19 protein-coding genes are annotated in these 23951 nt (G+C 69.2%); 9 read left to right on the forward strand and 10 right to left on the reverse strand.

Going from position 1 to position 23951, the window contains the following annotated elements:
- The first annotated feature begins 71 nt into the window (after positions 1 to 71).
- The 3 genes from FHX60_RS09700 (at position 72) to treY (ending at position 7464) form a co-directional block, all read left to right on the forward strand.
- Complete coding sequence (locus FHX60_RS09700) at positions 72 to 2615, forward strand: glycogen/starch/alpha-glucan phosphorylase (protein WP_183283200.1); 2544 nt, start codon at positions 72 to 74, stop codon at positions 2613 to 2615.
- A gap of 191 nt (positions 2616 to 2806) precedes the next feature.
- Entirely contained in the window at positions 2807 to 4810 is a 2004-nt protein-coding gene (locus FHX60_RS09705; protein WP_092315685.1) for a malto-oligosyltrehalose trehalohydrolase, read from the forward strand.
- Positions 4807 to 7464 carry a malto-oligosyltrehalose synthase gene (gene treY / locus FHX60_RS09710; RefSeq protein WP_183283440.1) on the forward strand — a complete coding sequence of 886 codons (2658 nt, stop codon included), beginning with the start codon at positions 4807 to 4809 and terminating at the stop codon, positions 7462 to 7464. The genes FHX60_RS09705 and treY overlap by 4 nt, the downstream gene beginning before the upstream one ends.
- 10 nt (positions 7465 to 7474) lie before the next feature.
- Here the strand turns inward: treY and FHX60_RS09715 are convergent, their stop codons facing one another.
- The gene (locus tag FHX60_RS09715; RefSeq protein WP_112776555.1) at positions 7475 to 8053 is read right to left on the reverse strand and encodes a malto-oligosyltrehalose synthase; all 579 of its coding nucleotides are present in this window, start codon (positions 8051 to 8053) and stop codon (positions 7475 to 7477) included.
- Positions 8054 to 8522: 469 nt separating this feature from the next.
- Here FHX60_RS09715 and FHX60_RS09720 point away from each other — a divergent pair, with 469 nt between their 5' ends.
- From FHX60_RS09720 to FHX60_RS09730, 3 genes are read left to right on the forward strand one after another with little or no spacing between them, the layout of a single operon-like run.
- A complete protein-coding gene (locus tag FHX60_RS09720) occupies positions 8523 to 8894 on the forward strand; it encodes a BON domain-containing protein (RefSeq protein ID WP_092315679.1) in 372 nt (123 codons plus the stop codon).
- Between the two features lie 48 nt (positions 8895 to 8942).
- On the forward strand, positions 8943 to 9173 hold the full coding sequence (locus FHX60_RS09725) for a hypothetical protein (protein ID WP_183283201.1): 231 nt from the start codon (positions 8943 to 8945) through the stop codon (positions 9171 to 9173).
- Between the two features lie 41 nt (positions 9174 to 9214).
- Positions 9215 to 9613 carry a hypothetical protein gene (locus tag FHX60_RS09730; RefSeq protein ID WP_112776553.1) on the forward strand — a complete coding sequence of 133 codons (399 nt, stop codon included), beginning with the start codon at positions 9215 to 9217 and terminating at the stop codon, positions 9611 to 9613.
- Positions 9614 to 9682: 69 nt separating this feature from the next.
- Here FHX60_RS09730 and FHX60_RS09735 read toward each other — a convergent pair whose 3' ends face one another.
- From FHX60_RS09735 to uvrA, 4 genes are all read right to left on the reverse strand, one after another.
- Positions 9683 to 10357, reverse strand: coding sequence for a BON domain-containing protein (locus FHX60_RS09735; protein WP_183283202.1), 675 nt, complete (start codon positions 10355 to 10357; stop codon positions 9683 to 9685).
- Entirely contained in the window at positions 10344 to 11231 is an 888-nt protein-coding gene (locus FHX60_RS09740) for an endonuclease/exonuclease/phosphatase family protein (RefSeq protein ID WP_092315671.1), read from the reverse strand. The genes FHX60_RS09735 and FHX60_RS09740 overlap by 14 nt, the downstream gene beginning before the upstream one ends.
- A gap of 29 nt (positions 11232 to 11260) precedes the next feature.
- Positions 11261 to 11626: an endonuclease gene (locus tag FHX60_RS09745; protein WP_092315670.1), complete on the reverse strand. Its 366-nt coding sequence runs from the start codon at positions 11624 to 11626 to the stop codon at positions 11261 to 11263.
- Positions 11627 to 11718: 92 nt separating this feature from the next.
- Positions 11719 to 17580: an excinuclease ABC subunit UvrA gene (uvrA, locus tag FHX60_RS09750; RefSeq protein ID WP_183283203.1), complete on the reverse strand. Its 5862-nt coding sequence runs from the start codon at positions 17578 to 17580 to the stop codon at positions 11719 to 11721.
- A gap of 236 nt (positions 17581 to 17816) precedes the next feature.
- On the opposite strand from uvrA, the gene FHX60_RS09755 reads away from it, so the two are divergent.
- Together FHX60_RS09755 and FHX60_RS09760 are read left to right on the forward strand one after the other, a co-directional pair.
- On the forward strand, positions 17817 to 18095 hold the full coding sequence (locus FHX60_RS09755) for a type II toxin-antitoxin system RelE/ParE family toxin (protein WP_183283441.1): 279 nt from the start codon (positions 17817 to 17819) through the stop codon (positions 18093 to 18095).
- A 14-nt stretch (positions 18096 to 18109) separates the two neighbouring features.
- On the forward strand, positions 18110 to 18451 hold the full coding sequence (locus FHX60_RS09760; protein ID WP_112776549.1) for a HigA family addiction module antitoxin: 342 nt from the start codon (positions 18110 to 18112) through the stop codon (positions 18449 to 18451).
- Positions 18452 to 18496: 45 nt separating this feature from the next.
- Here the strand turns inward: FHX60_RS09760 and FHX60_RS09765 are convergent, their stop codons facing one another.
- From FHX60_RS09765 to ribA, 4 genes are all read right to left on the reverse strand, one after another.
- Entirely contained in the window at positions 18497 to 19858 is a 1362-nt protein-coding gene (locus tag FHX60_RS09765; RefSeq protein WP_183283204.1) for a serine hydrolase domain-containing protein, read from the reverse strand.
- 43 nt (positions 19859 to 19901) lie between these two features.
- Positions 19902 to 20378, reverse strand: coding sequence for a MarR family winged helix-turn-helix transcriptional regulator (locus FHX60_RS09770; RefSeq protein WP_112776547.1), 477 nt, complete (start codon positions 20376 to 20378; stop codon positions 19902 to 19904).
- Positions 20379 to 20481: 103 nt separating this feature from the next.
- On the reverse strand, positions 20482 to 21837 hold the full coding sequence (locus tag FHX60_RS09775; RefSeq protein WP_183283205.1) for a hypothetical protein: 1356 nt from the start codon (positions 21835 to 21837) through the stop codon (positions 20482 to 20484).
- Positions 21838 to 21948: 111 nt separating this feature from the next.
- Positions 21949 to 22545: a GTP cyclohydrolase II gene (gene ribA / locus FHX60_RS09780; protein WP_112776546.1), complete on the reverse strand. Its 597-nt coding sequence runs from the start codon at positions 22543 to 22545 to the stop codon at positions 21949 to 21951.
- 263 nt (positions 22546 to 22808) lie between these two features.
- On the opposite strand from ribA, the gene FHX60_RS09785 reads away from it, so the two are divergent.
- Positions 22809 to 23339 (forward strand): riboflavin biosynthesis protein RibA, encoded by a 531-nt coding sequence (locus FHX60_RS09785; RefSeq protein ID WP_112776673.1) that lies wholly within the window; start codon positions 22809 to 22811, stop codon positions 23337 to 23339.
- On the opposite strand, the gene FHX60_RS09790 is transcribed toward FHX60_RS09785, so the two are convergent.
- On the reverse strand, positions 23340 to 23810 hold the full coding sequence (locus FHX60_RS09790; protein WP_012356231.1) for an Lrp/AsnC family transcriptional regulator: 471 nt from the start codon (positions 23808 to 23810) through the stop codon (positions 23340 to 23342).
- Between the last annotated feature and the right edge of the window lie 141 nt (positions 23811 to 23951).

Raw genomic sequence — 23951 nt, forward strand, 5'->3', positions numbered from 1 at the left:
GTCCGCATCGATCGTGCAACCGCCGTGCGATCCACTAAGCTTGACCCACTCCCATGCGCAGGAGCCCCGCCATGAACGAAGCCATCCGGCCCGAGCATGCCGATGACACCCGCACCGCCCTGTCCGGCGCCAGCCTGCGCCAGGCCTTTCTCGACCACCTGTTCCATACCCAGGGCAAGCTGCCCGGGCACGCCAGCCAGAACGACCTCTACCAGGCCGCCGCGCATACCGTGCGCGACCGCCTGGTGCAGCGCTGGATCAGCACCGCCGAAGCCTACCTGGGCCAGCCGTCGCGCACGGTGGCCTACCTGTCCGCCGAATTCCTGATGGGCCCGCACCTGGGCAACAACCTGATCAACCTGGGCATCTTCGAGGAGGTCTGCGAGGCCATGGAGGAGGCCGGACTCGACCTCGCCCGCATCCTGGACCAGGAAGTCGAGCCAGGCCTCGGCAACGGCGGCCTGGGCCGGCTGGCGGCGTGCTTCATGGATTCGCTGGCAACGCTGGAGATCCCCGCGCTGGGCTACGGCATCCGCTACGAGTACGGCATCTTCCAGCAGACCATCATGGACGGCATGCAGGTCGAGAAGACCGATACCTGGCTGCGCAACGGCAACCCGTGGGAAATCCAGCGCTCCGAATGGGCGGTGCAGGTGCGCCTGGGCGGGCACACCGAGCACTACACCGACGACCGCGGCCACTACCGCGTGCGCTGGGTGCCGGCCAAGACCGTGGTCGGGGTGCCGTTCGATTCGCCGATCCTGGGCTACCGCGTCAACACCGTGAACACGCTGCGACTGTGGCGTGCCGACGCGACCGAGGCGTTCGACTTCCACACCTTCAACCGCGGCGACTACCTTGGCGCCGTCAGCAAGAAGGTGACCTCCGAGAACCTGACCAAGGTGCTCTACCCCAACGACGAAACCACGCAGGGCAAGGAACTGCGGCTCGAGCAGCAGTATTTCTTCGTCGCCTGCTCGCTGCAGGACATGCTGCGGCTGCTCGCGGTCGACGGCATCCCGGTGACGCGCTTCCACGAGAAGTTCGCGGTGCAGCTCAATGACACCCACCCCGCCGTGGGCATCGCCGAACTGATGCGGCTGCTGGTCGACGAGCACGACCTGCCATGGAACGAGGCCTGGCAAATCACGCAGAACGCCTTCGCCTATACCAACCACACGCTGCTGCCCGAGGCGCTGGAACAATGGCCGCTGCCGCTGTTCGGGCGGGTGCTGCCGCGCCATCTCGAGATCATCCTGGAGATCAACGCGCGCTTCCTGGACGAGGTACGGATCCGCTTCTACGGCGATGAATCGCGCCTGGCACGGCTGTCTCTGATCGACGAGCATGGCCAGCGGCATGTGCGCATGGCCAATCTGGCGTGCGTGGGCAGCCATGCCGTCAATGGCGTGGCCGAGCTGCACTCGCGCCTGATGCGCGAGGATGTGCTGAAGGACTTCTACGAGATGTGGCCCGAGAAGTTCACCAGCATCACCAACGGCGTGACGCCGAGGCGCTGGCTGGCGCTGTCCAACCCGCGGCTGACGCGGCTGGTATCGGATGCGATCGGCGATGGCTGGATCTCGGACCTCGAGCAACTGCGCGCGCTGGAGGCGTATGCCGACGACGCCGGCTTCCGCGATGCCTGGCAGGATGCGCGGCGGGCCAACAAGACCGACCTGGCGCAGCTGGTGCGCGACACCACCGGCGTGGTGGTCGACCCGTCATCGATGTTCGACGTGATGGTCAAGCGCATCCACGAATACAAGCGCCAGCACCTGGCGGTGCTGCATGTGATCGCGCTGTACCACCGCATCAAGTCCGACCCCGGCGCGCAGGTCCAGCCGCGCACCTTCCTGTTCGGCGGCAAGGCCGCGCCGGGATACGCCTATGCCAAGCTGATGATCCGCTTCATCACCTCGGTGGCCGACGTGGTCAACCGCGACCCGCAGGTGCGCGACCGGCTCAAGGTGGTGTTCCTGCCCAACTTCAACGTCACCTACGGCCAGCGCATCTATCCGGCGGCCGACCTGGCCGAGCAGATCTCGCTGGCCGGCAAGGAGGCCTCCGGCACCGGCAACATGAAGTTCGCGATGAACGGCGCGCTGAATATCGGCACCATGGACGGCGCCAATATCGAACTGCGCGAAGCGGTGGGCCATGACAACTTCTTCCCGTTCGGCCTGACCGCGCCCGAGGTCTATGCGCTGCGCGACAGCGGCTACGACCCGGCGGCGTATTACCACAGCAACCCGCAGCTGCGCGCCGTGATCGACCTGGTGCAGCAGGGCTTCTTCTCGCGCGGCGAGCCCGGCCTGTTCCGCCCGCTGTTCGAGCCCCAGCATGGCCACGACCCCTACCTGCTGATGGCGGACTTCGCCGCCTATATCGATTGCCAGCAGAAGGTATCGGACGCCTATGCCGACCACGCGCGCTGGCAGCGCATGTCGGTGCTGTCGTGCGCGCGCTCGGGGCGCTTTTCATCGGACCGGGCCATCCGCGAATACTGCGAGCGCATCTGGCATGTCGCGCCGGTGCCGGTGCGGCTGCTGCACCGCGCCAGCGGCGAGCCGTGGCAGGTGGAAGCCGGCACGAACGGGCCGCGCGCACCCTGAGGCGCGCAACGGTTGCTTGCGTTGATGGCATGGGCGCAAGGCGCAGCGTAGTTTCTACAATGCCACAGGTAACAAAGCCCGCGCCGCGCTGCGCTGCGGGCTTGCCGGTGGCGCCGCGAATGCGCCGTTCTGCTGGCATGGAGTTCGCATTGCGCAAGGATCCTATTCCCCCCAGAAAGCAGGAGCCGAATTTGAACGCCGACCCCTTTCTGCTCGCCCCCGGCACCCGCTCCGCGGTGCCGCCCCTGGGGCCGTTCGACTGCTTTGCAGCGCCTTCGGCCTCCGCCTTCAGCGCCCACGACGAACCCACCCAGGACTACCTGTTCGGGCCGGCCTGGCTGCCGGACGGGCGGGTACGCTTCCGGCTGTGGGCGCCCGACGCCGCCGAGCACGGCCAGGCGGTGCGCGTGGAGATCGCCGGGCTGGGCCCGGTGCCGATGGCGTGCGGCCCCAACGGCTGGTTCGAGGCGATCGTGCCGGGCTGCGCGGGCGCGCGCTACTGGTTCCGGCTCGACGACGGCACCACCGTGCCGGACCCCGCCTCGCGCTGGCAGGCCGACGATGTCCACGGCCCCAGCATCGTCCCGGCACCGGACGCCGCCGGCGCGTTTGCGTGGACCTGCCCCGACTGGCGCGGCCGCCCCTGGCCCGAAGCCATCGTCTATGAAATGCACGTGGGCCTGTGCGGCGGCTACGCGGGCGCCGCGCGGCAACTGCCGCGGCTGGCGGCGCTGGGCTTTACCGCGGTCGAGCTGATGCCGGTCGCCGAGTTTCCCGGCACGCGCAACTGGGGCTATGACGGCGTGCTGCCGTTTGCGCCAGAGTCCGGCTACGGCACGCCCGACGAACTGCGCGCACTGGTCGATCGCGCCCACCAGCTAGGCATGATGGTGCTGCTCGACGTGGTCTACAACCACTTCGGTCCCGAGGGCAACTACCTGCACCGCTATGCCAGCGCCTTTTTCCGTACGGACCGCCAGACCCCCTGGGGACCGGCCATCGATTTCCGCCGGCCGCAGGTGCGGCGCTTCTTTACCGAGAACGCGCGCTACTGGCTAGAACAGTTCCGCTTCGACGGCCTGCGCCTGGACGCCGTGCATGCCATCGAGGACGAAGGCTGGCTGGCGGCGCTGCCGGGCGAACTGCGCGCCGCGCTGGCCGATGGCGATGGCCCGCGCCGCCATGTCCACCTCGTGCTCGAGAATGACAACAACGATGCCGCGCTGCTGGCCGCGGGCTACGACGCGCAGTGGAACGACGACGCGCACCACGCGCTGCACGTGCTGCTGACCGGCGAGGACGATGGCTACTACCGCGACTACAGCACGGCGCCGGACCCGGGCGACAGCGGCAATGGCGACAGCGCCGCCGCCGGGCGCGGCGTGCCGGCGCTGCGCCACCTCGCGCGCGTGCTGGGCGAAGGCTTTGCCTACCAGGGCGAACGCTCGGCGTTCCGCTCGGCCGCGCTGCCCGCGGCGGCGGATGGGGTGCGGCGCGGCCAGCCCAGCGCGCACCTGCCGCCGACGGCCTTTGTCTGCTTCCTGCAGAACCACGACCAGACCGGCAACCGCGCACTCGGCGAACGGCTGGCGCAACTGGCCGGGCGCGACGCGCTGCGCGCGGCAATCGCCTTGCAGCTGCTGTGCCCGCAGGTGCCGCTGGTGTTCATGGGCGAGGAAACCGGCAGCGCGCAGCCGTTCCTGTATTTCACCAGCCATCCCCCCGAACTGGCCCGGGCCGTGCGCGACGGGCGCCGGCGCGAGTTTGCCGCGACCGCCGCGTTCAGCGACGACGCCCGCGCGGCGGCCATTCCCGATCCCAATGACCCCGCCACGTTCGAAGCCTCGCGCCCGCGCCTGGACGATGACGGCGACTGGACGCCGTACTACCGCGAACTGCTCGCCGTACGGCGGCGCGAACTGCTGCACCGGCTGGCCGGCTGCCAGAGCGCCGGCGTCGACGTGCTGGGCCCGGCGGCGCTGTGCGCGCGCTGGCGGCTGATGGACGGCGTGGAGCTGAGCCTGTGGCTCAACCTGGGCGACCAAGCCGTGCCGTGCACGCGGCCGTGCCACGACCGCAGCACCGCGCTGCATGAGAGCAGCGCCGGTGCGGCCGCGGCCCTGTCGGCCGGGCTGCTGCCGCAACGCTCGTGCGTGGCCACCGTGTGCGAGCCCGCCGCGGCACGCGCGCGATGATGCCTGACGGCGCGCCGCAAGCGCTGCCGCGCGCAACCGCCCGGCTGCAGCTGCACCCGGGCTTCACCTTTGCCGATGCCGCCGCCGTGGTCGGCTACTACGCCGCGCTGGGCGTCAGCCACCTGTACCTGTCGCCCATTTGCGGCGCGCGGCCCGGCTCCACCCATGGCTATGACGTCACCGATTTCACCGCGGTGCGCGCCGAGCTGGGCGGCGAGCCCGGCCTGAAAGCGCTGGCCGCGCGCGCCCGCGACGCCGGCCTCGGCCTGATCGTCGACATCGTGCCCAACCATATGGCAGCCGACCCCACCCACAACGGCTGGTGGCGCGATGTGCTGGCACATGGCCGCGGCAGCCCTTGCGCGGCTACCTTCGACATCGACTGGACCCCGCGCGACCCGGCGCTGCACGGCAAGGTGCTGCTGCCGATCCTGGGGCAGTCGTACTGGGACACCGTGGTGGCCGGCGAACTGCGCTGGGTCCCGGCCAGCCACGCTGCCCCCGCCCACCTGCGCTATTTCGACCACACGCTGCCGCTGGCGCCGGGCAGCGTCGATGCCGAAGCCGAGCGCGACGGCCCGGCCTGGTACGACGCCACGCATGGCGACGGCCGCGGCCGGCTGCATGCCTTGCTGGAACGCCAGCACTACCGGCTGGCCTGGTGGCGCACCGCCGCCGCCGCGCAGAACTGGCGCCGCTTCTTCGAGATCAGCGACCTGGTCGGCGTGCGCGAGGAGGACGAGCGGGTGTTCGATGCGGTCCATGCGCTGGTCCTGCGGCTGCTGCGCGAAGGCTGGATCGACGGGGTGCGCGTCGACCACGTCGACGGCCTGGCCGATCCCGCCGGTTACTGCCGCCGGCTGCGCGCCGAACTGGACCGCCATGCCGCCGCGCGCCCGCCCACGCTGCGGCTGGAGCGTCCGTGGCTGGTGGTCGAGAAGATCCTGGGCCCGCGCGAGCGCCTGGCGCCGGACTGGCAGGTGCATGGCACCACCGGCTATGACTTCATGGACGAGGTCGCCGCGGTGCTGCATGACGGCGACGGCGAGGCGCCGCTGGAGGCGCTGTGGGCGACGGTCAGCGGCGATGCGCGCGGCTTTCCCGAGCATGTCGAGGCCGCGCGGCGCCAGCTGCTGGAGCGGCACCTGGTGACGGAATTCGAAGGCGCCGCCGCCTGCCTGCGCGACTGCGCCGAGCAGGAGCCCGGCACGCGCGACCTGACCCGGGCGGCGCTGCGGCGCGCGCTGGCCGCGCTGATGGCCGCGGTGCCGGTGTATCGCAGCTACTTCGACGCGCGTCCGGCCGAACGCGATGCGGCCGCGGCGCATGCCGATGACGCCATGCTCGAACAAGCCATGCGGGCCGCGCGCGCCGGCCTGGCGCCCGACGAAGCGGTGGCGCTGGCCTTTATCGGCGGCTGCCTGCGCACCGCCGCGCCAGCCGACAGCGAGACCGGCGCACTGCGCCGCCGGCTGCAGCAACTGATGCCAGCACTGGCAGCGAAGGCCGGCGAGGACACCGCCTTCTACCGCTACGGCCGGCTGCTGTCGCGCAACGAAGTGGGCAGCGATCCGGCCCGGCTGGCGATGCCGCCGGCGCAGTTCCACGCCCGCATGGCGGCGCGGCGGCTGGCCTGTCCCTACGCCATGCTCGCCACGGCTACCCACGACCACAAGCGCGGCGAGGACGCGCGCATGCGCCTGGCGGTGCTGAGCGAGGTGCCGCGCGCATGGGCCGATGCCGTGGCGGCATGGGAGGCTGCGTCGGCCGGGCTGCTGGCGACCTTGCCGCAAACGCCGGACCCGGGCGACCGGCTGATGCTTTACCAGACCCTGGTCGGCGCCTGGCCGATGGAAGACCTGAGCCTTGCCGACGATGCCGGCGCCGCGCAGCCCTTGCTGGAGCGCGTGGGTGCGTGGCAGCGCAAGGCCATCCGCGAAGCCAAGCGCCATGGCAACTGGACCTGCCCCGACACCGACTACGAAGCCGCATGCGAGGCCTGGCTGCGCGGCCTCGCCGCGGGCGGAGCCGGCAGTGTGCTGGCGCAGATCGGCCAGTTCGCGCAGCGCATTGCCGCGGCGGGGGCGCTCAACAGCCTGGCGCAGGTGCTGGTGCAGCTCACCGCGCCCGGCATTCCCGACCGCTACCAGGGCTGCGAAGGCTGGGACCTGAGCCTGGTCGATCCCGACAACCGGCGCCCGCCTGACTACGCCCGGCTGCAGGCGCGGCTGAGCTGCAGCGCGGGCTGGGCGCACTGGCTGGCGCACTGGCGCGACGGCCGCATCAAGCAGCAGCTGGTGCGCCAGGTGCTGGCGGTGCGCCGCGCGCATGCGGCGCTGTTCGCCGACGGCCAATACAGCATGCTCGCCGCGCAGGGGACGCTGGTGCCGCAGGTGCTGGCGTTCGCGCGCAGCGCCGACGGGCGCCAGGCCATCACCGTGGTGACCCGGCTTGCCGCCGCGCGCGTCGACCCTGCCCTGCCGCGCATTCCCCCATCGGCCTGGGGCGATACCACGCTCAACGTCGGTGCGCCGCAACCGAGCCGCTGGACCGATGCCCTGACCGGCCATGTCATCGACGCACCCTTGGGCCGCCTGCGGCTGCGCGAAGTGCTGGGCGGCCTGCCGGTCGCGCTGCTGCTGCGCGAGCCCTGACGCGCCAGGCTCACGAGTGCGGCGGCGCCGCCGACTGCCATACGACCGGCCATACGACCGGCGCGAACGGCCCGCGCGAGGCCTGGGTCGGCGAGGCGCTGCGTTCCTGCGGCAGGTAGGGCCGGATCACCACGGCCACGTAGTCGTCTTCCTTGGGCGTGACCACGATGTACGCGAGCCCCGACATCACCAGGCCGACTTCGCCGAGTTCGGTGGCAATGCGCGCCACGATAAAGCGCTGCAGCAGCATCGGATTGACGCTGTCGTCGATGGCAAGGGCGGCGGTGCAGATGGTCAGGAAGCAGCGTTCGACCTCGCGGCACACCACCACCACTTCATCGATGGCGTAGCCGGCGCGGCTGGCGCGCACCAGCACCGACACCCCCGAACTGGGCGCGGCGCGGTGCCATCCCGGCTTGACCTTGAAGCTGGGCAGGGCCAGGCCGGAACCGGTGTCCTGTGCGACGGTGTTGAAGCGCTGGGCGAAGTCCGAAGGCGTGATCGCAAGCAGCTGGCGCTCGACCGGTGCCGACGACACCGATACCGACGACGCCAGGACCACGGTGGACAGAATGCTGGCTAGGTTCATAGCTTCCTCGCAACGGCTATACGCTCCCCCGCGCTGTCGAGCCCGGCAGCACACGGCCGCAAGCTGGGCCGCGGCGCGAAGGCCGGCGTTGCGGGTGCTCGCCGGCACCTGCCGCACGCCAGTTGTTGCCAGCATCTCCTTCACTATAGACAGGACCGCACGGCAGCACAGGACGGAACGCAAGCGGCACGCCAGCCGCCGCGCCACAGCCCCGCGCAGCGCCGCCGGCGCCCTGCGCCGGCTCAGCCACGCCCGCCATGCAGTTTCTGCAGCGCCGGTAAAAACTACGGCGCATGCGGCACCACGCCGCGCCGGCGGCTCTGCCGCATGGCGCACAGCCCGCGCCGTGGCGCAGCATCGGCCGGCTGGTGGCAGTGCCTGCGCCAGTGGCCAGGCGGGAACGGAGCTTGCAGGCAAATTGCAGGTGCGGGCTGAACCGCAGGCCCGCCAGCATGTACAGGAGGGCCTTATGACAGCACGCTACCGCTTCCGCATCGCCGCGCTGGCGTTGCCGCTGGCCGTGCTGGCCATGGCGGCCTCCGGGCCGGGCATCGCGGCACCGACCGACGCGCCCGCCGCGCCGTCTTCCACCGGCCGCACCGCGGCGCCGCGCGACACGGCTGCCACCAGCGACCGTACCATCACTGCCGAGGTGCAGGCGCGCCTGGCCAACGCGCGTACGCTCGATCCGAGCAAGATCCGGGTTTCGACCACCGACGGCGTGGTCAAGCTCGAAGGCACCGTGCGCGACGACAAACAGCGTACGATGGCCATGGAACTGGCCCGTTCCGTACGCGGCGTCAGCGCGGTTTCGGATGAACTGCGCGCCGGCACCGATTGACGAGCTGTCGCCAGACCGGCAGCGCCATGCCAACATGATGGAGACGTGATGAGCACCCATCGCCAGCCCGACCACGACAGCACCCGTCGCCGCAGCGAGCCCCGCGACCCGCACAAGGGCGGCCCCGACACCGAGCACGAACGCGGCAAGCCGGGACGCGACCGGCGCCACGATGTCGAGCGCGAGCACGACATCCCCGACGAGAACGGCGAGCCGCCCTCGGTGAAACGCCCCGGCGGCAAGCCCGAGGAAAGCGAGCCGCCGGTCGAGAACTACTGAACCTCGGCGACCCGCTTGCACCTACCCGAACAGGAGGCATGATGAGCAAGACCGTACGTACCGGCCCCACCCGGCATGCCGGCACCCGCACCGACCGCGTGGGCAGCCCGTCGGCGGGCCGGCGCGAGGGCGCGCAAGCCGCCTCGGGCCGCGGCCGTTCGCGCCAGAACACGGCCACCGGTGCGGCGCGCGCCGATGCAGGCAACATTCCCAGCACGCTGGACCCGGACCTCGACCAGGAAACCAACGATATCGAGGACGAACTCGCGCAGCGCGATGAGGACGCGCATAGCCCCGAGGAAGAGGAAACGCCCGAAGAAGAGATCGCCGATGAAGTGGTGCGCGCCGCCGAGGCACTGCCAAGCGACGTGCCGGTCGACAAGGCCGACCGCACCGACGAGCGGGAAGAAAATCCGCCGCGTCCGCCCCGGGGGGATTAACCCGGCGCCGCGGCGCGGCTTCGCAAAACCACAAGCCCGGCGGCTCCGGAGGCTACGGAGCCGCCCTGTTCATTCGGACGCCAGGATGCCGTAGGGCCGCACCCGGACGTGGTTGATCACGTCCTGCACGCCGAACACGCGTTCGGCGATTTCTTCGATGTCGTATTTGCTGCGGCGGTCGCCGACGTGCCCTTCCAGCGTCACCAGGCCATCCTGCACCCGCACCGTGACTTCGCTGACGTCGAGCTCCTGCGCATGCGCGAGCCGGTCGCAGACTTCATCATGGATGCGGTCGTCGCCACGGCGGTAGTTCTTCGGGCCGCCGCGGCGGTAGCCCCGGTACGCCGGCACGTCCCAGTCGTCGGCACCGTAGCCGCCCCCGCTGCCGTACGGCGCGCCGGCTGGCCCGCCATACCAGTCGCGCCGGCCCTCCCACCGCTCTGCGCCATACGGTACGCGGCGGCGCGACCATTCGTCTTCATAGCGGGCTTCGTCCCAGGGCTTGGTCGCCGGCCCCCAGCGCGAGGATTCGACCTCCCGGCCGTACCAGCCTTCCTCCGTGCCTTCGAACGGACGGGGGTCATCGCGCGGCAGACGTTCGGCGGTATTGCCATAGCGGCCCGCGGTCAGGTTGCGCTGCCTGCGGTTGTGCGCCTGCGCGGGAATGCCGCTATAACCCTGGTCGCTGCTGCCGTACTGGTGATCGGGGCGCCTGCGCAGATATTCATCGTCACGGTGTTTCATTGAAATCCTCCTTCGCGTGCGCAGTGGTACGCCGCTCATTCCACCCGCCTTCCGGCACCTCGAAACAGGCCACCAGCGGCAGGTGGTCCGAGGCCACGCGCGCCAGCGGCGAGCGGTGGCTTGCCACCGACACCAGGTGCGCGCGCGGCGACACCCAGATGCGGTCGAGCGCAAACAAGGGCAGCCGCGACGGAAAGGTCGCCGTGTGCGGCGTGTGTTCGAAATAGGCGTGCAGCCAGCGCAGCGGCCGGCCCCACAAGAACCATTCGTTGACGTCGCCCAGCAGGATGGTCGGCAACGGCGGCGCGGTGGCGACGTAGTTGAGCAACTGCTGCACCTGGTGGCGGCGCTCGCCCGGGCGCAGGCCCAGGTGCGTGGCGATCACGCGCAGCGGATTGGCGCAGCCGGAAGCCGTGCACGCCACGGTCGCATCGATGGCGCCGCGCGGCTCGCAGCCCTTGACGGTCAGGTCGATCTGGTTCACGGCCTCGGGTGCGAAGCGCGTCAGCAGCGCATTGCCGTAGTCGGCGCTGCCGCGCACCCGCGTAAAGCCCGACACCACATGCATGCCGGTATGTCCGGCAAGATATTCCAGCGTATGGTCGTTGCTGCTGCCCGATTCCACCTCCTGCAGCGCCACGATATCGGCATCGAGTTCCTCCAGCACCGCGGCGATCCGGTCCGGGCGGTAGCGGCGGTCGGTGCCGACGGCGCGGTGGATGTTGTAGCTGACTACTGTCATCTGGGCCAGGCCCGCCGCGCGCGTCGGCGGACAGTGCAGCGCCGCCGAGGCCTCGGCCACGACACGGGTATCGTCGGGCTCACGCGCGTGGGCAGGATTTACAAGGGACGGTAAGTCCGGTTGCATTCGCATGGCCGGTCTCGATGAGCGGTTGGAGATGCTCAGGCCCCGTCGAGGAACTGGTTGGGCTTGCCGGTGCGACGGCCCAGGTCAGGGCTTTCCCAGCGGGCGCCTTCCATATACGGGTCCGGCGTGCGCTGCATGGTGGTGCCAGGCATGCCAGGCTGCGCCGGCATGGTCGACGGCTGTGCCTCGGGCGCGGTGGCCGGTGCCGTCGGGGCCAGGTCAGTACGCGTTGGCGCGTTGGCGCCCTGCGAGTAAGGGTCGAATTTGTCGGTGCTGCGCGCGCCCTGCGAATACGGGTCGTAGGAGCCGCGCGGCGTACCCGGCGTCTGTGCCATGGCGGGGATGGCGACCGCGGCCACGGCGATGGCAGCGAGGAGTCGGCTGGTGCGGATATGCTTCATGGTTACCTCCATTGGGGCGCGATGTGCGCGCCAGTAACCATGGGCAAGCGAAAGGCGTGCCCGTACGCCTTTCGCGCCGCCGCACGCCGGCCTCAGGCGGTGCTCACCTTGCCCGCGTCGGCGTTGCCCCGCGCCAGCACCGGTACCAGCGCCGCACCCGTATGGCTGGCGCGGTTGCGCGCCAGGGCTTCGGGATCGGCAGCGCCGACGATGGTGCCGCCGCCCGCGCCGCCCTCCGGGCCGAGATCGATGATCCAGTCGGCCTCGGCAATCACGTCGAGGTCATGCTCGATCACCACCACGCTGTGGCCGCCGTCGGTGAGCCGGTGCAGCACGCGGATCAAACGCGCCACGTCGGCCATGTGCAGGCCCACGGTGGGTTCGTCCAGCACGTACAGCGTATGCGGCGCCTTCTGGCCCCGGCGCGTGATGTCGTCCCGCACCTTGCTCAGTTCGGTGACCAGCTTGATGCGCTGTGCCTCGCCGCCGGACAGCGTCGGCGACGGCTGGCCCAGCGTCAGGTAGCCCAGGCCCACGTCCTTCATCAGCTGCAGCGGATGGGCGATGTTCGACATCGCCGAGAAGAACTCCACCGCCTCGTCGATCTCCATGGTCAGCACTTCGCCGATATTCTTGCCGCGCCAGGTCACCGCCAGGGTCTCGGGGTTGAAGCGCTGCCCGTGGCAGACATCGCACGGCACCTTCACGTCCGGCAGGAAGCTCATGCCGATGGTGCGCACGCCCTGCCCTTCGCACGCCGGGCAGCGCCCGTCGCCGGTGTTGAACGAGAAGCGCGACGCGGTGTAGCCGCGCGCGCGCGCTTCCAGCGTATCGGCGAACAGCCGGCGGATGGTGTCCCACACGCCGATATAGGTCGCCGGGCAGGAGCGCGGGGTCTTGCCGATCGGGGTCTGGTCCACTTCCAGCACGCGGTCGATCGATTCCCAGCCGGTGATCGCTTCGCAGCCATGCCAGTTGTGCTGGACGTTGAGCGGCTTCCTGGCAGTGGCCTTGCCCGCGCCGTTGTCACCCTTCGCCGCATTGCGCGCGCGCCGGGTCGCCGGCGACGACAGCACCGAGCGGCCCACCGCATCGAGCAGGTTGGTCATCAGCACATCGCGCGCCAGCGTCGACTTGCCCGACCCGGACACCCCAGTGATCGCCACCAGCCGCGACAGCGGCAGGCGCGCGGTCACATTGCGCAGGTTGTGCAGCGACGCGCCGTGCACCGTCAGCCATTCCGGCGGATCCGCCGGCTTGCCCGCGGCGCCGGGCCTGACCGTGCGCCGCGCCTGCAGCGGATGGACGATCGGGTTGGCCAGGAACTGGCCGGTGGTGGAAGCCGTCGCCGCAGCCAGTTCGGCCACGCCGCCCTGCGCCACCAGCGTGCCGCCGCGCTTGCCGGCCCCCGGGCCGATGTCGATGATGTGGTCGGCGCGGCGGATGGTGTCTTCGTCATGCTCCACCACCACCAGCGTATTGCCCTTGTCCCCAAGCTTGCGCAGCGCATCCAGCAGGATCTGGTTGTCGCGCGGATGCAGGCCGATGGTGGGCTCGTCCAGCACGTAGCAGACGCCCTGCAGGTTGCTGCCGAGCTGTGCCGCCAGCCGGATGCGCTGCGCCTCGCCGCCGGACAGGCTGGGCGCGGCACGGTCCAGGCTGAGGTAGCCCAGCCCCACTTCTTCCAGGAACTGCAGGCGGCTGCCGATCTCGCTGACCACGTCGCGCGCGATCTCGGCATCGCGCCCGGCCAGGCGCAGGCCATCGACCCAGCGGCGGGTCTCCGATACGGTCCACTGCGCCACCTCGACGATCGCGTTTTCATCGAACGTCACCGCGCGCGCCACCGGGTTCAGGCGGGTGCCGTGGCAGTCCGGGCACGGCGTGTCGACCACCCCTTCGGGCTCCTGCTCTTCCGACGGCAGGCTCTGCTCGCGGCCGCGGTTGTCGTCGGCCAGCACGGTGTCGTCGAAGGCCGCGCGCTGCTCGCGCGTCAGCGCCAGCCCGGTGCCGACGCAGGTGCCGCACCAGCCGTGCTTGCTGTTGTACGAGAACATGCGCGGATCCAGTTCCGGATAGCTGGTGCCGCATTGCGGGCAGGCCCGCTTGGTCGAGAACACCTTGACCTCGCCCACGTGCGCGGTGCCGCCGTTGTGCATGGCATGGTCCAGGCCGTCCAGCGGCGCCAGCAGGTGCATCACGCCCTTGCCGGCTTCCAGCGTCTGCGCCAGCAGCGCGCGCAACTCGGCCTCGTTCTCGGCCGACACCACCAGGTCGCCGACGGGCAGCTCGATGGTGTGCTCGCGGAAGCGGTCCAGCCGCGGCCACGGGTCCACCGGCAGGAACTCGCCGTCGACGCGCAGGTGCGTATTGCCGCGCGCCTTGGCCCACTTGGCCAGGTCCGTGTAGACCCCCTTGCGGTTCACCACCAGCGGCGCCAGCAGCCCCACGTGCTGGCCGCGATGGTCGCGCAGCAGCTGCGCGGCGATCGACTCGGGACTCTGCGACGTCACCGGCGCGCCGTCATGCACGCAGTGCTGGATGCCCAGCTTGACGTACAGCAGGCGCAGGAAGTGCCAGACCTCGGAGGTGGTCGCCACCGTGCTCTTGCGGCCGCCGCGCGACAGCCGCTGCTCGATCGCCACCGTCGGCGGGATGCCGTAAACCGCATCGACTTCGGGCCGGCCCGCGGGCTGCACGATCGAACGCGCGTACGCATTGAGCGATTCCAGGTAGCGGCGCTGGCCCTCGTGGAACAGGATGTCGAACGCCAGCGTCGACTTGCCGGAACCCGACACACCGGTGACCACGTTGAACTTGCCGTGCGGGATGTCGACGTTGAGCGCCTTCAGGTTGTGCTCGTGCGCATTGACGATGCGCACCACGTCCTCGCCCTCCACCTCGCGGCGCGCGCGCCGCGCCTGCAGCGCGGCCTGCAGCGGCACGCCTTCGCTCTCGGCGCGTTCGGCTGCCAGCGTGCCGGCTTCCCCGAGCGCCGCGTCATAATGGATCAGCGCCTGGCCGGTATGCGAATCGGGGCAACCCTTTACGTCCTCTGGCGTGCCGGTGCAGACCACGCGCCCGCCCGCATCGCCGCCCTCGGGACCGAGGTCGATCAGCCAGTCGGCGGCACGGATCACGTCCAGGTTGTGCTCGATCACGATCAGCGAATGGCCGCCATCGAGCAGCTTGCCGAAGGCCCGCATCAGCTTGGCGATATCGTCGAAATGCAGGCCCGTGGTGGGCTCGTCGAACATGAACAGCCGGCGCGGCATGGTGCTGGGCCGGGTCCGCGACGGCGTCGCCTGCGCGGCTTCGGCGAGGAAGCCGGCCAGCTTGAGGCGCTGCGCCTCGCCGCCCGACAGCGTCGGCACCGGCTGGCCCAGCTTCATGTATTCGAGCCCGACATCGACGATGGGCTGCAGCACGCGCAGTACCGCCGCATCGCCAGCAAAGCAGGCCGCGGCCTCGCTGACCGTGAGTTCCAGTACGTCGGCGATGCTGAGCAGGCGTGGCGGCTGGCCGGGCGCGGCGCGCTCGATCTTCACCTCCAGCACTTCCGGACGGTAGCGCGTGCCGTCGCAGTCCGGGCAGCGCAGGTAGACATCGCTGAGGAACTGCATCTCGACGTGCTCGAAGCCCGAGCCGCCACAGGTCGGGCAGCGCCCGTCGCCGGAGTTGAAGCTGAAGGTGCCGGCGGTATAGCTGCGCTGCAGTGCCAGCGGGGCCTTGGCAAAGAGCTTGCGGATCTCGTCGAAGGCGCCGACATAGCTGGCCGGGTTGGAGCGCGCGGTCTTGCCGATCGGCGACTGGTCGACAAAGACCACGTCATCGACCAGCTCCGCCCCGGTCAGCGCGCGGAACGCCCCCGGCGACTCGGTGGCCTTGCCGAAGTGTCGCGCCATGGCGGGATACAGCACATCCTGCAGCAGCGTCGACTTGCCCGATCCCGACACACCGGTGACGCACACCAGCCGCTGCAACGGGATTTCCACCGTGACGTCCTGCAGGTTGTGCTCGGTCGCGCCCGCCAGCACGATGCGCGGCTGCTTCTGGTCAACCGGCCGGCGCTGCCAGTGCGAGGCATCGGCGACGCGCCGGCGCCCGCCCAGGTATTCGCCGGTCAGCGTGCCGGCCTGGCGGATCGCCGCCGGCGTGCCGTCGAAGATGATGTTGCCGCCGCGCTCGCCGGGGCCGGGGCCCATGTCGATCAGGCGGTCGGCGGCCAGCATCACCGACGGATCATGTTCCACCACCACCAGCGTATTGCCCGCGTCGCGCAGCCGGTGCATGGCCTCGACGATGCGGTTCAGGTCGCGCGGGTGCAGGCCGATGCTGGGCTCGTCCAGCACGAACAGCGTGTTGACCAGCGACGTGCCCAGCGCCGTGGTCAGGTTGATGCGCTGCACCTCGCCGCCGGACAGCGTGCGGCTCTGGCGGTCCAGCGTCAGGTAGCCCAGGCCCACGTCGCACAGGTACTTCAGGCGCGTACGCACCTCGGCCAGCAGCAGCTTGAGCGCATCGTCCAGCATCGCGCTGGGCAGCGACAGCGCGTCGAAGAAGCGGCGGATGCGCTCGATCGGCAGCAGCATCAGGTCATGCACGGTCAGGCCCGGCAGCGCTTCCAGCTGGTTGCGGTCCCAGTCGACGCCGCGCGGCAGGAAGCGGCGCTGCGGCGCCAGCACGGCGTCGGCATTGTCCCGGGAGCCCAGGCGCCACAACAGCGACTCGGTCTTCAGGCGCGCGCCGCCGCAGGTTTCGCACGGCGTGTAGCTGCGGTACTTCGACAGCAGCACGCGGATATGCATCTTGTAGGCCTTCGACTCGAGGTAGTTGAAGAACCGCATCACGCCGTACCACTGCTTGTTCCACTGCCCGTTCCAGTCCGGCGAGCCGTGGATGACCCAATCGCGCTCGGCTTCGGTCAGCTCCGCCCAGGGCGTGTCGCGCGGGATGCCGGCCTTGCCGGCATAGCGCATCAGGTCGTCCTGGCATTCTTTCCAGGCCGGCGTCTGCATCGGCTTGATCGCGCCGCCGCGCAGCGTCTTGCGCGCATCGGGAATCACCAGGCCCAGGTCGACGCCGATCACGCGACCGAAGCCGCGGCAGGTTTCGCAGGCGCCGTAGGCCGAGTTGAAGGAAAACAGCGCGGGCTGCGGGTCGGCATAGCGCAGGTCGCTGTCCGGGCTGTGCAGGCCGGTGGAATAGCGCCACACCGGGCCGTCGTCGCCTTCGGTCAGCACGTAGATGTTGACGCGGCCGCCTCCCCGCTTGAGCGAGGCCTCGATCGCCTCGACCACGCGCACTTTCTCGGCATTGCCAAGGCGGAAGCGGTCCGCAACCACGTCGAGCAGCTTGCGCGCGCCGGTGGGCGACTGCACCACGCGCTGCGCCTGCACGCGCGTATAGCCGCTGACCGACAGCCACTGCTGGACTTCCTCGTCGGTGGCCGATTCCGGCAATTCCACCGGGAAGGTCACCACCAGCCGGGCGTCGTGGTGCGGCTGGCCGGTGGCCGTGCGCGCGACCAGTTCGGCGTAGATGGTTTCCGGCGAGTCATGCCGCACCGGCTGCGCGGTCTGCTTGTCGAACAGCTCCGCCGCGCGCGCGTACAGCAGCTTCAGGTGATCGTTCAGCTCGGTCATCGTGCCGACCGTCGAACGCGAGCTGCGCACCGGGTTGGTCTGGTCGATGGCAATCGCCGGCGGCACGCCATCGACGCGCTCGACCTGGGGCCGGTCCATCCGGTCCAAGAACTGGCGCGCGTAGGCGCTGAAGGTCTCGACGTAGCGGCGCTGGCCTTCGGCATAGAGCGTGTCGAACACCAGGCTGGACTTGCCGGAGCCGGAGGGCCCCGTCACCACGGTCATCTCGCCGGGACGCAGGTCGAGATCGACATCCTTGAGGTTGTGCTGGCGGGCGCCGCGAATGCGGATTAGCTGCTTGCTCGACACGGTTTCTCTTTCGGATCAGGACGTTAAGGGAAGGGCGGGACACGTCCCGACCACTGTACATCCATACAGTCTATCAGGTTGGAAACGAATTCGTATCGATCGGCTCGCCGTGAATCAGACAACTGACGGTGCGGCCGGTTGTGCCAGCGGCTTTGATTGATGCTTCCGCCAGTCAACCAACCGGTCTTCTTTCGAATTATCGTTGTATTGCCATTTATCGATTACCGGTATACGATATGATCCAGTCATTCCGATGCTCTGGCACCTTTGAACTGTTCCGGGGCCGCTGGGTGCCTCGCTTTGCCAACATCCATGCGGTAGCCGTGCGCAAATTGGTCATGCTGCACGAAGCCACGACGCTGGACATGTTGCGCTCGCCGCCGGGCAACCGGCTGGAGCGGCTAAGCGGCGAGCGCAAGGGCCGCTACAGCATCCGCATCAACAGCCAGTGGCGGATCTGCTTTATCTGGACCCACGACGGCCCCGCCGCCGTCGAAATCATCGACTATCACTGAAAAGGGCGAACACCATGGCGTACTTCAAGGATGGCATGCGGCCGGTCCACCCTGGCGAGATCCTGCGCGAGGAATACCTGGTGCCGCTGGACATGAGCGCCAACGCGCTTGCCGTCGCCCTGCGCGTGACAGCGGCACGCATCAACGAGATCGTGCGTGAGGAGCGCGGCATCACGCCTGACACGGCGCTGCGGCTGGCACGCTATTTTGGCGGCGATGCGCGTTCGTGGCTGAACCTCCAGGTCAACTACGACCTCAAGGTCGCCGAGCGCGACCATGGCGAGCGGATCGCAGCGGAAATCACGCCGCGCGACCCGGCGGCAGCGCAGGCAGTGCAGACCCGGGCAGCGAAGTAAAGACGCCGTCCGGGCGGCGCAGCCGCACCGCCCGGACGCCCCGCGCTAGCGCGCCAGCGCTTCCGCCACCGCGCGGAAGGCCCGGAACGTGATCGCGTTGTTGGCCCCATTGCCGGCCACCGGATGCGAGGCGTACCGCACGATGGTCAGCTCGGCTTGCGGGTCGATGTAGATGCGCTGGCCATGGATGCCGGCGGCCTGGAACATGCCGTGGCTGTCGTGCGAGACCCACCACATGTCGCGGTAGCTCCAGCCCGGCAACGCCGCCGCGCTGCCGGACCTGGCGAACAGCTCGCGGCTGCCGCCGCGGCGGATATCGGCCACCACCGACGCCGGGATGATCTGCTTGCCGTTGAAGCGCCCGTTGCCGCGAATGGTCTCGCCAAAGCGCGCGAGGTCGCGCAGGGTAGTGTTCAGCCCGCCGCCCCCGGATTCGGTGCCGATGCTGTCGACGGTGAAATACGCGTCCTGCTCGGCGCCCATCGGCTGCCAGATCCGCTCGGACAGCAGCTTCGCCAGCGGCTGCCCCGAGGCACGGCGCAGGATCCACGCCAGCACCTCGGCATTGACCGTCTTGTAGGCAAACGCCGCATCGTGGCTGCCGTCCTTCTGCAGCGTCTTCAGGAAGTCATAGAAGGTGCCGGGGCCGTTGTAGTCCGCCGGCCGGGCCAGCATGCCGCCGGCGCGCGCGTAGTCCCAGACCTCGGCCTTGGGATCGGCATAGTCCTCGGAGTAGCGCACGCCGATGGTCATGTCCATGACCTGCCGCACCGTGGCATCGCCGTAAGCGGTACCAGCCATCTCCGGCAGGTAGCGCGTCACCGGCGCGGCCGGGTCGAGCTTGCCTTCTGCGGCCAGCATGGCGGCCAGCGTGCCGACGAACGACTTGGTCACCGACATCGCGATATGCGGCGTATGGCTGTCGAGCGCGCCGAAATAGCGCTCGTAGATGACCGTGCCCTTGTGCATCACCAGGATGCCGTCGGTATAGGTCAGCGCCAGCATCTCGTCGAAGGTGCGGCGCGTACCGTCGGCATCGGTGAACGGAATCGCGCCGATGGCCTGTTCCGCGCGCGGCAGCGTGCTGGCCGGGCCGGGGCCGCGCCACACCGAGGCGGTCGGCACCAGCTCGCGCACGTGCGAAAACAGCCACCGATTGCGCGGAAACTTGTTGCCCCCCGGTACATGGGTGATCAGCTTGTCCGGAGGCGGGGGAAAGCCTTGCATCCAGCCCACGACGTTCGGGTCGGTGGCCAGCGCCGCGGCCACCGTCGTCGCCGGTGCGGCGGGCGCGGAAGCGGCGCGGGCGGCGGGCTGGCTCCACGCCGGCAGGCTCGCCGCGAACAGGGCCACGCCAGCCAGGCGGCGCCATGGCCGCGGGGATTTCCGATGGGGCTTCAACGACATGCTGTCTCCTTCATGATTTTTGTCAGGGATCGCCGCCCTCGCCTCAGTCCGTCGCTGCCTCCGCGCCCTGCTGATGTGTAATCAGTGCTTGGGTGAGCTTGTCGATGCAGCGATCCAGCGTTTTCACTTCAGCCTCGGTCAGCACCGACAGGAACATCTTCTCCAGCATGTCGCCGCGCTGGTAGGTCTGCGCCACCAGCGCTTCGCCGGCCGGGGTCAGGTAGAGGTTCAGCTGGCGGGCATCGGCTTCGCCCACTTCACGCCGCAGCAGGCCGCGCTTTGCCAGCGCGGTGACCAGCTTCGATGTCACCGTTTTTTCCAGCAGCACCAGTTCCATCAAGCGTGTCAGCGTCAACCCCGGCTCCAGCCCGGCGAAACGCAGCACACGCAGTTCGCGCAGGCCGATGCCGAATTCACGCTCGTAGAAGCCGGAGGCCGAATTCTTCGTCATTTCGCAGAGCCGGTTCAGGCGGAACGACATGAACTCGAGGATCGAGTGGGTGCGGGTGGCGTTGGACATATGGGCTGTAGGTGGGGCGGCAAATGGATTCTATGGGCAATAGTTTCCATTGGCAACTATATGGGCTAATCATTTTGGGGCAGGCAGCGCGCCGCGCATCCGATCAAGCCGGGGAGCCGGATGCTTGCTGCGTGTCGGCATGCGGCAGGGCCAGCGCATGATGCGGCACCGGCACCGTACGTCGATACCAGTCGTCCACCCAGCCGTCGACCAGGCTGAAATCGCGGACCTGCTCCGGGCGGCGCAGCAGCACGCCCAGCACACGCAATTGCAGGAAGTCCGGTGACGGCCTGGTCCGCCATGCCGCCGGCCCATAGAGCGTGAGTTCGACCTGGAAGAAGCCGTCGCCGGGACAGGTCACCGTCATCACGCGAGACATTTCCTCGCCGACCTCGCTCCATCCGGTATGCACGCTGAGCAGCGTCGGCGAGCGCACGAACTGGGTCAGCTCAAGCTCGCCGTGCGTATACGAGATGCCGTTGCCGTCCTCCATCGGCACGCCGAACGTCGCAGGGCGCCAGGCATATTCGATGGCCAGCACATCGCCCTGGCACAACTGCAGGTAATAGCGGAAGCTGTGGCGCCGCTCGGCCTCCCAGTCCGTGGTCGGGTCGGCGATGCCGGCTTCGTCCCAGCCTTGATGCCGCGGGTCGAACAGCACCACCGCGCTACGCGGCACTGACGCTTCGTGCCGGGCCGGCATCGCAGCGCGGTCCAGCGCCGTGGACTCGTGGGTGATCTCGACGCGCCATTGTCCGGCTGCGTCGCAGCGCCAGCTGGCGCCGCTCTCCTGCTGTGGCGCGTTGCATTGCGCCAGGCGGTCGGGCGAGTCCGTCTCCAGCCACGCCTCGATCTCGCCGTGCTCGGTCCCGGACGGGTCGCCCTGGCCCACGCCGATCTCGTAGACGCCGTCATGCAGTATGGGGATGCACGCGAAGCGCGCGGCACTCACCCGGACCTCCCGGCGCGGCAGGCCGCCATCGCGCCAGCGTCCCGAGATGTCGCAATGCCAGGATTGCCCGGCCGGCGTCGCGGCGGCGGGGGCGTAGCGCAGCAGCAGGCGGTCGCCGGCACGCAGGAAGTACTCGCGGGTGGCGCAGATGTCCGTACGCGGCCAGCGTTCGTTGAACGAAATGCGGAAGACGTCGAGTGGCAGGTGCCAGCCGTTGCCATCGGGGGCCGGGTGTGGCGTTGCGGCAGCCGTCCCGGACGGCGCTGAACCCTGTACCAGGCCAGGCGCGGAGGGCTGCACGGCGACGCGGGGAGCCGTGTCGCAAGACCCCGGGGAATCCGGCGAGACCGGAAGCCGCTTACCCTCGGCGTCGCCGAGCCAACGGCCCGCCAGAATGACCAGCAGCACCTCGCCAGCCCAGATCAGGACTGCCAGAACAGCCACCCACCAGCCCGACACAACCTGGCTGGCAACCAGCACGGCAATCGCGGCGAGTATCCAGAACATGGGCGGTCGGCGAAGAAAAAAGACGCGGGAGCCTGGGCTGCCTGCCAGATCAGGCTGGCTCAACTGGCGTGGCCGGCCCCTCGACCACCGGGCAGCCACCCGCGGCGGCGCTTAGTCCAGCAGATGCCCCATCCGCGTGCGCTTGGTCGCCAGGTATTTCTCGTTTTCGGCGTTGGACGGCACGATGTGGCGCAGTTGCTCCGAGACCGTAATGCCCGCCTTTTCCAGCGCGGCGGCCTTCAGCGGGTTGTTGCTCATCAGGCGCACCGACTTGACGCCCCACTGGTGCAGCAGGTCCGCGGCAAAGGCATAGTTGCGGGCGTCGATGGCCTGGCCCAGCGCGAGGTTGGCGTCGACGGTGTCGAGGCCGCCGTCTTGCAGGCGGTAGGCCCGGATCTTTTCGGCCAGGCCGATGCCGCGCCCTTCGTGGCCGCGCAGGTACAGCAGGATGCCGCGGCCCTCGGCGGCGATCTTTTCCATGGCGAGTTCAAGCTGGGGCCCGCAGTCGCAGCGGCATGAGCCGAACACGTCACCGGTCAGGCATTCGGAATGCATGCGGATCAGCACCTTGTCGCCCGCCACGTCGCCGACGCTGAGGGCCAGGTGCTCGATGCCTGAGTCGGCGCCCTTGAAGGCGTGCGCCGTGAAGTCGCCGAATCGCGTCGGCAGGCGCGCCGAGTCGATCAGCTCAATTTCTGTGTCATTCATACCGGAATTCTTGGTCAAAAGGCGGGGGCGCAGCCCGGCACCGCCGACATTATGAGCGGAATCGGTCGTTCGCGCTGGAATTCCCCCGCCAGGGCCGGCTTCGGGGGTGGTCGGCCAATTCCTACAAGCGCAAGCGCCGTCGACTTATGCAGCCGCTTCAAACGGGCCCCTAGACTCGGTATACAGGACACGGACCGTCCCCGGCGGGCACGGAAACAATGCGCAGCACCCGCCTCGCGGCACGGCCGCAGCAGGAGTTCGCGATGACAGCCAATCCATTGAGCGCCGAGGCCGCCGGCACCAAGCTCGCAGCATTGTTCGACACCAAGCTCGCGGCCAGCAGCGCCGCCGAGCGCGTTTGCTACGAGGCGCACCTGAAGCGGGGACAGGTGCGGCTGGTGCACCCGTACGAGGCCCATTTCGGCCGCAAGCTCGAGCCCGAAAACGACGGCATCGTCCACACCGCGGTGCGCTCGCACCTGATCATGGCAGCGTTGGGCGCCATTATCGGCCTCGCCGTGGTCGGCATCCTGCACCGGCAGGAAGTCGACGCGGTGATGCAGAGCCCGGGCCTGGCAGCCGGCGCGGCGATCTTCCTGGGGTTGATGTTCGGCATGCTGCTGGCCGGCCTGATGACTGCGCGCCCGGACCACCAATTGGTGATCACGCCGGTGCGCGAGGCCGTGCAGCATGGCCGCTGGGCGGTGCTGGTGCACCCCACTACGCCGCAGCAATGCAACGATTCCCTGCGCGCCCTGCGCAATACCACCAGCGAAGTGCTCAGGACCGCCTGATTACGGCTCGACCGAGGTCTCGCGCTTGAGCGTGCGCAGCACGAAGGTCGAGCGGCTGTGGCGCAGGCCGGGCAGCTTGTAGAGCTTGTGCCGCAGGAATTCCTCATAGCCCTGCGTGCCGGCCACCGCCACCTTGATCAGGTAGTCGTACTCCCCGGTCAGCAGGTAGGCCTCCATCACCTCGGGCAGTTCCGCCAGGGCCTTGCCGAAGCGGTACAGCATGTCATCGTCGTGCCGCTCCAGCGTGACTTCGATCAGCACGGTGTCGGGCAGGCCCAGCGCCTTCTGGTTCAGCAGCGCGGCGTAGCCTTCGATCACCCCGCTTTCTTCCAGCGCGCGCACGCGGTTCCAGCATGGCGTGGCCGACAGCCCCACCTGCTCCGCCAGACGCGCATTGGACAGGCGGCCGTCGCGCCGCAGTTCGCGCAGGATGCGGCGGTCGGTGTCGTCGAGTTTGGGCGACTGTGCCATCAAACACCATAGGAAAAGAATAATCTTCTTTTCATTCTATCAAAGCACGTCAGTTATCCTGATATTCCCACCAACATGGAGAAAATCAGAAAGCCAATTCTGCGGCACGGCTGGTAAATTTACCTGCATAGATCGACTGCC

Source organism: Cupriavidus alkaliphilus (genome assembly GCF_014191175.1).
GTDB classification, from domain to species: domain Bacteria; phylum Pseudomonadota; class Gammaproteobacteria; order Burkholderiales; family Burkholderiaceae; genus Cupriavidus; species Cupriavidus alkaliphilus.

Excerpts from the sequence above, each read along its gene's own strand:
- FHX60_RS09740 (WP_092315671.1), bottom strand. The coding sequence starts at position 11,231 with ATGCGAATGCAACCGGACTTACCGTCCCTTGTAAATCCTGCCCACGCG.
- FHX60_RS09790 (WP_012356231.1), bottom strand. The coding sequence starts at position 23,810 with ATGGCACAGTCGCCCAAACTCGACGACACCGACCGCCGCATCCTGCGC.
- FHX60_RS09765 (WP_183283204.1), bottom strand. The coding sequence starts at position 19,858 with ATGTCGTTGAAGCCCCATCGGAAATCCCCGCGGCCATGGCGCCGCCTG.
- FHX60_RS09715 (WP_112776555.1), bottom strand. The coding sequence starts at position 8,053 with ATGAACCTAGCCAGCATTCTGTCCACCGTGGTCCTGGCGTCGTCGGTA.
- ribA (WP_112776546.1), bottom strand. The coding sequence starts at position 22,545 with ATGAATGACACAGAAATTGAGCTGATCGACTCGGCGCGCCTGCCGACG.
- FHX60_RS09745 (WP_092315670.1), bottom strand. The coding sequence starts at position 11,626 with ATGAAGCATATCCGCACCAGCCGACTCCTCGCTGCCATCGCCGTGGCC.
- FHX60_RS09720 (WP_092315679.1), top strand. The coding sequence starts at position 8,523 with ATGACAGCACGCTACCGCTTCCGCATCGCCGCGCTGGCGTTGCCGCTG.
- FHX60_RS09760 (WP_112776549.1), top strand. The coding sequence starts at position 18,110 with ATGGCGTACTTCAAGGATGGCATGCGGCCGGTCCACCCTGGCGAGATC.
- FHX60_RS09775 (WP_183283205.1), bottom strand. The coding sequence starts at position 21,837 with ATGTTCTGGATACTCGCCGCGATTGCCGTGCTGGTTGCCAGCCAGGTT.
- FHX60_RS09700 (WP_183283200.1), top strand. The coding sequence starts at position 72 with ATGAACGAAGCCATCCGGCCCGAGCATGCCGATGACACCCGCACCGCC.
- treY (WP_183283440.1), top strand. The coding sequence starts at position 4,807 with ATGATGCCTGACGGCGCGCCGCAAGCGCTGCCGCGCGCAACCGCCCGG.
- FHX60_RS09770 (WP_112776547.1), bottom strand. The coding sequence starts at position 20,378 with ATGTCCAACGCCACCCGCACCCACTCGATCCTCGAGTTCATGTCGTTC.
- FHX60_RS09725 (WP_183283201.1), top strand. The coding sequence starts at position 8,943 with ATGAGCACCCATCGCCAGCCCGACCACGACAGCACCCGTCGCCGCAGC.
- FHX60_RS09730 (WP_112776553.1), top strand. The coding sequence starts at position 9,215 with ATGAGCAAGACCGTACGTACCGGCCCCACCCGGCATGCCGGCACCCGC.
- FHX60_RS09785 (WP_112776673.1), top strand. The coding sequence starts at position 22,809 with ATGACAGCCAATCCATTGAGCGCCGAGGCCGCCGGCACCAAGCTCGCA.
- FHX60_RS09735 (WP_183283202.1), bottom strand. The coding sequence starts at position 10,357 with ATGAAACACCGTGACGATGAATATCTGCGCAGGCGCCCCGATCACCAG.
- FHX60_RS09755 (WP_183283441.1), top strand. The coding sequence starts at position 17,817 with ATGATCCAGTCATTCCGATGCTCTGGCACCTTTGAACTGTTCCGGGGC.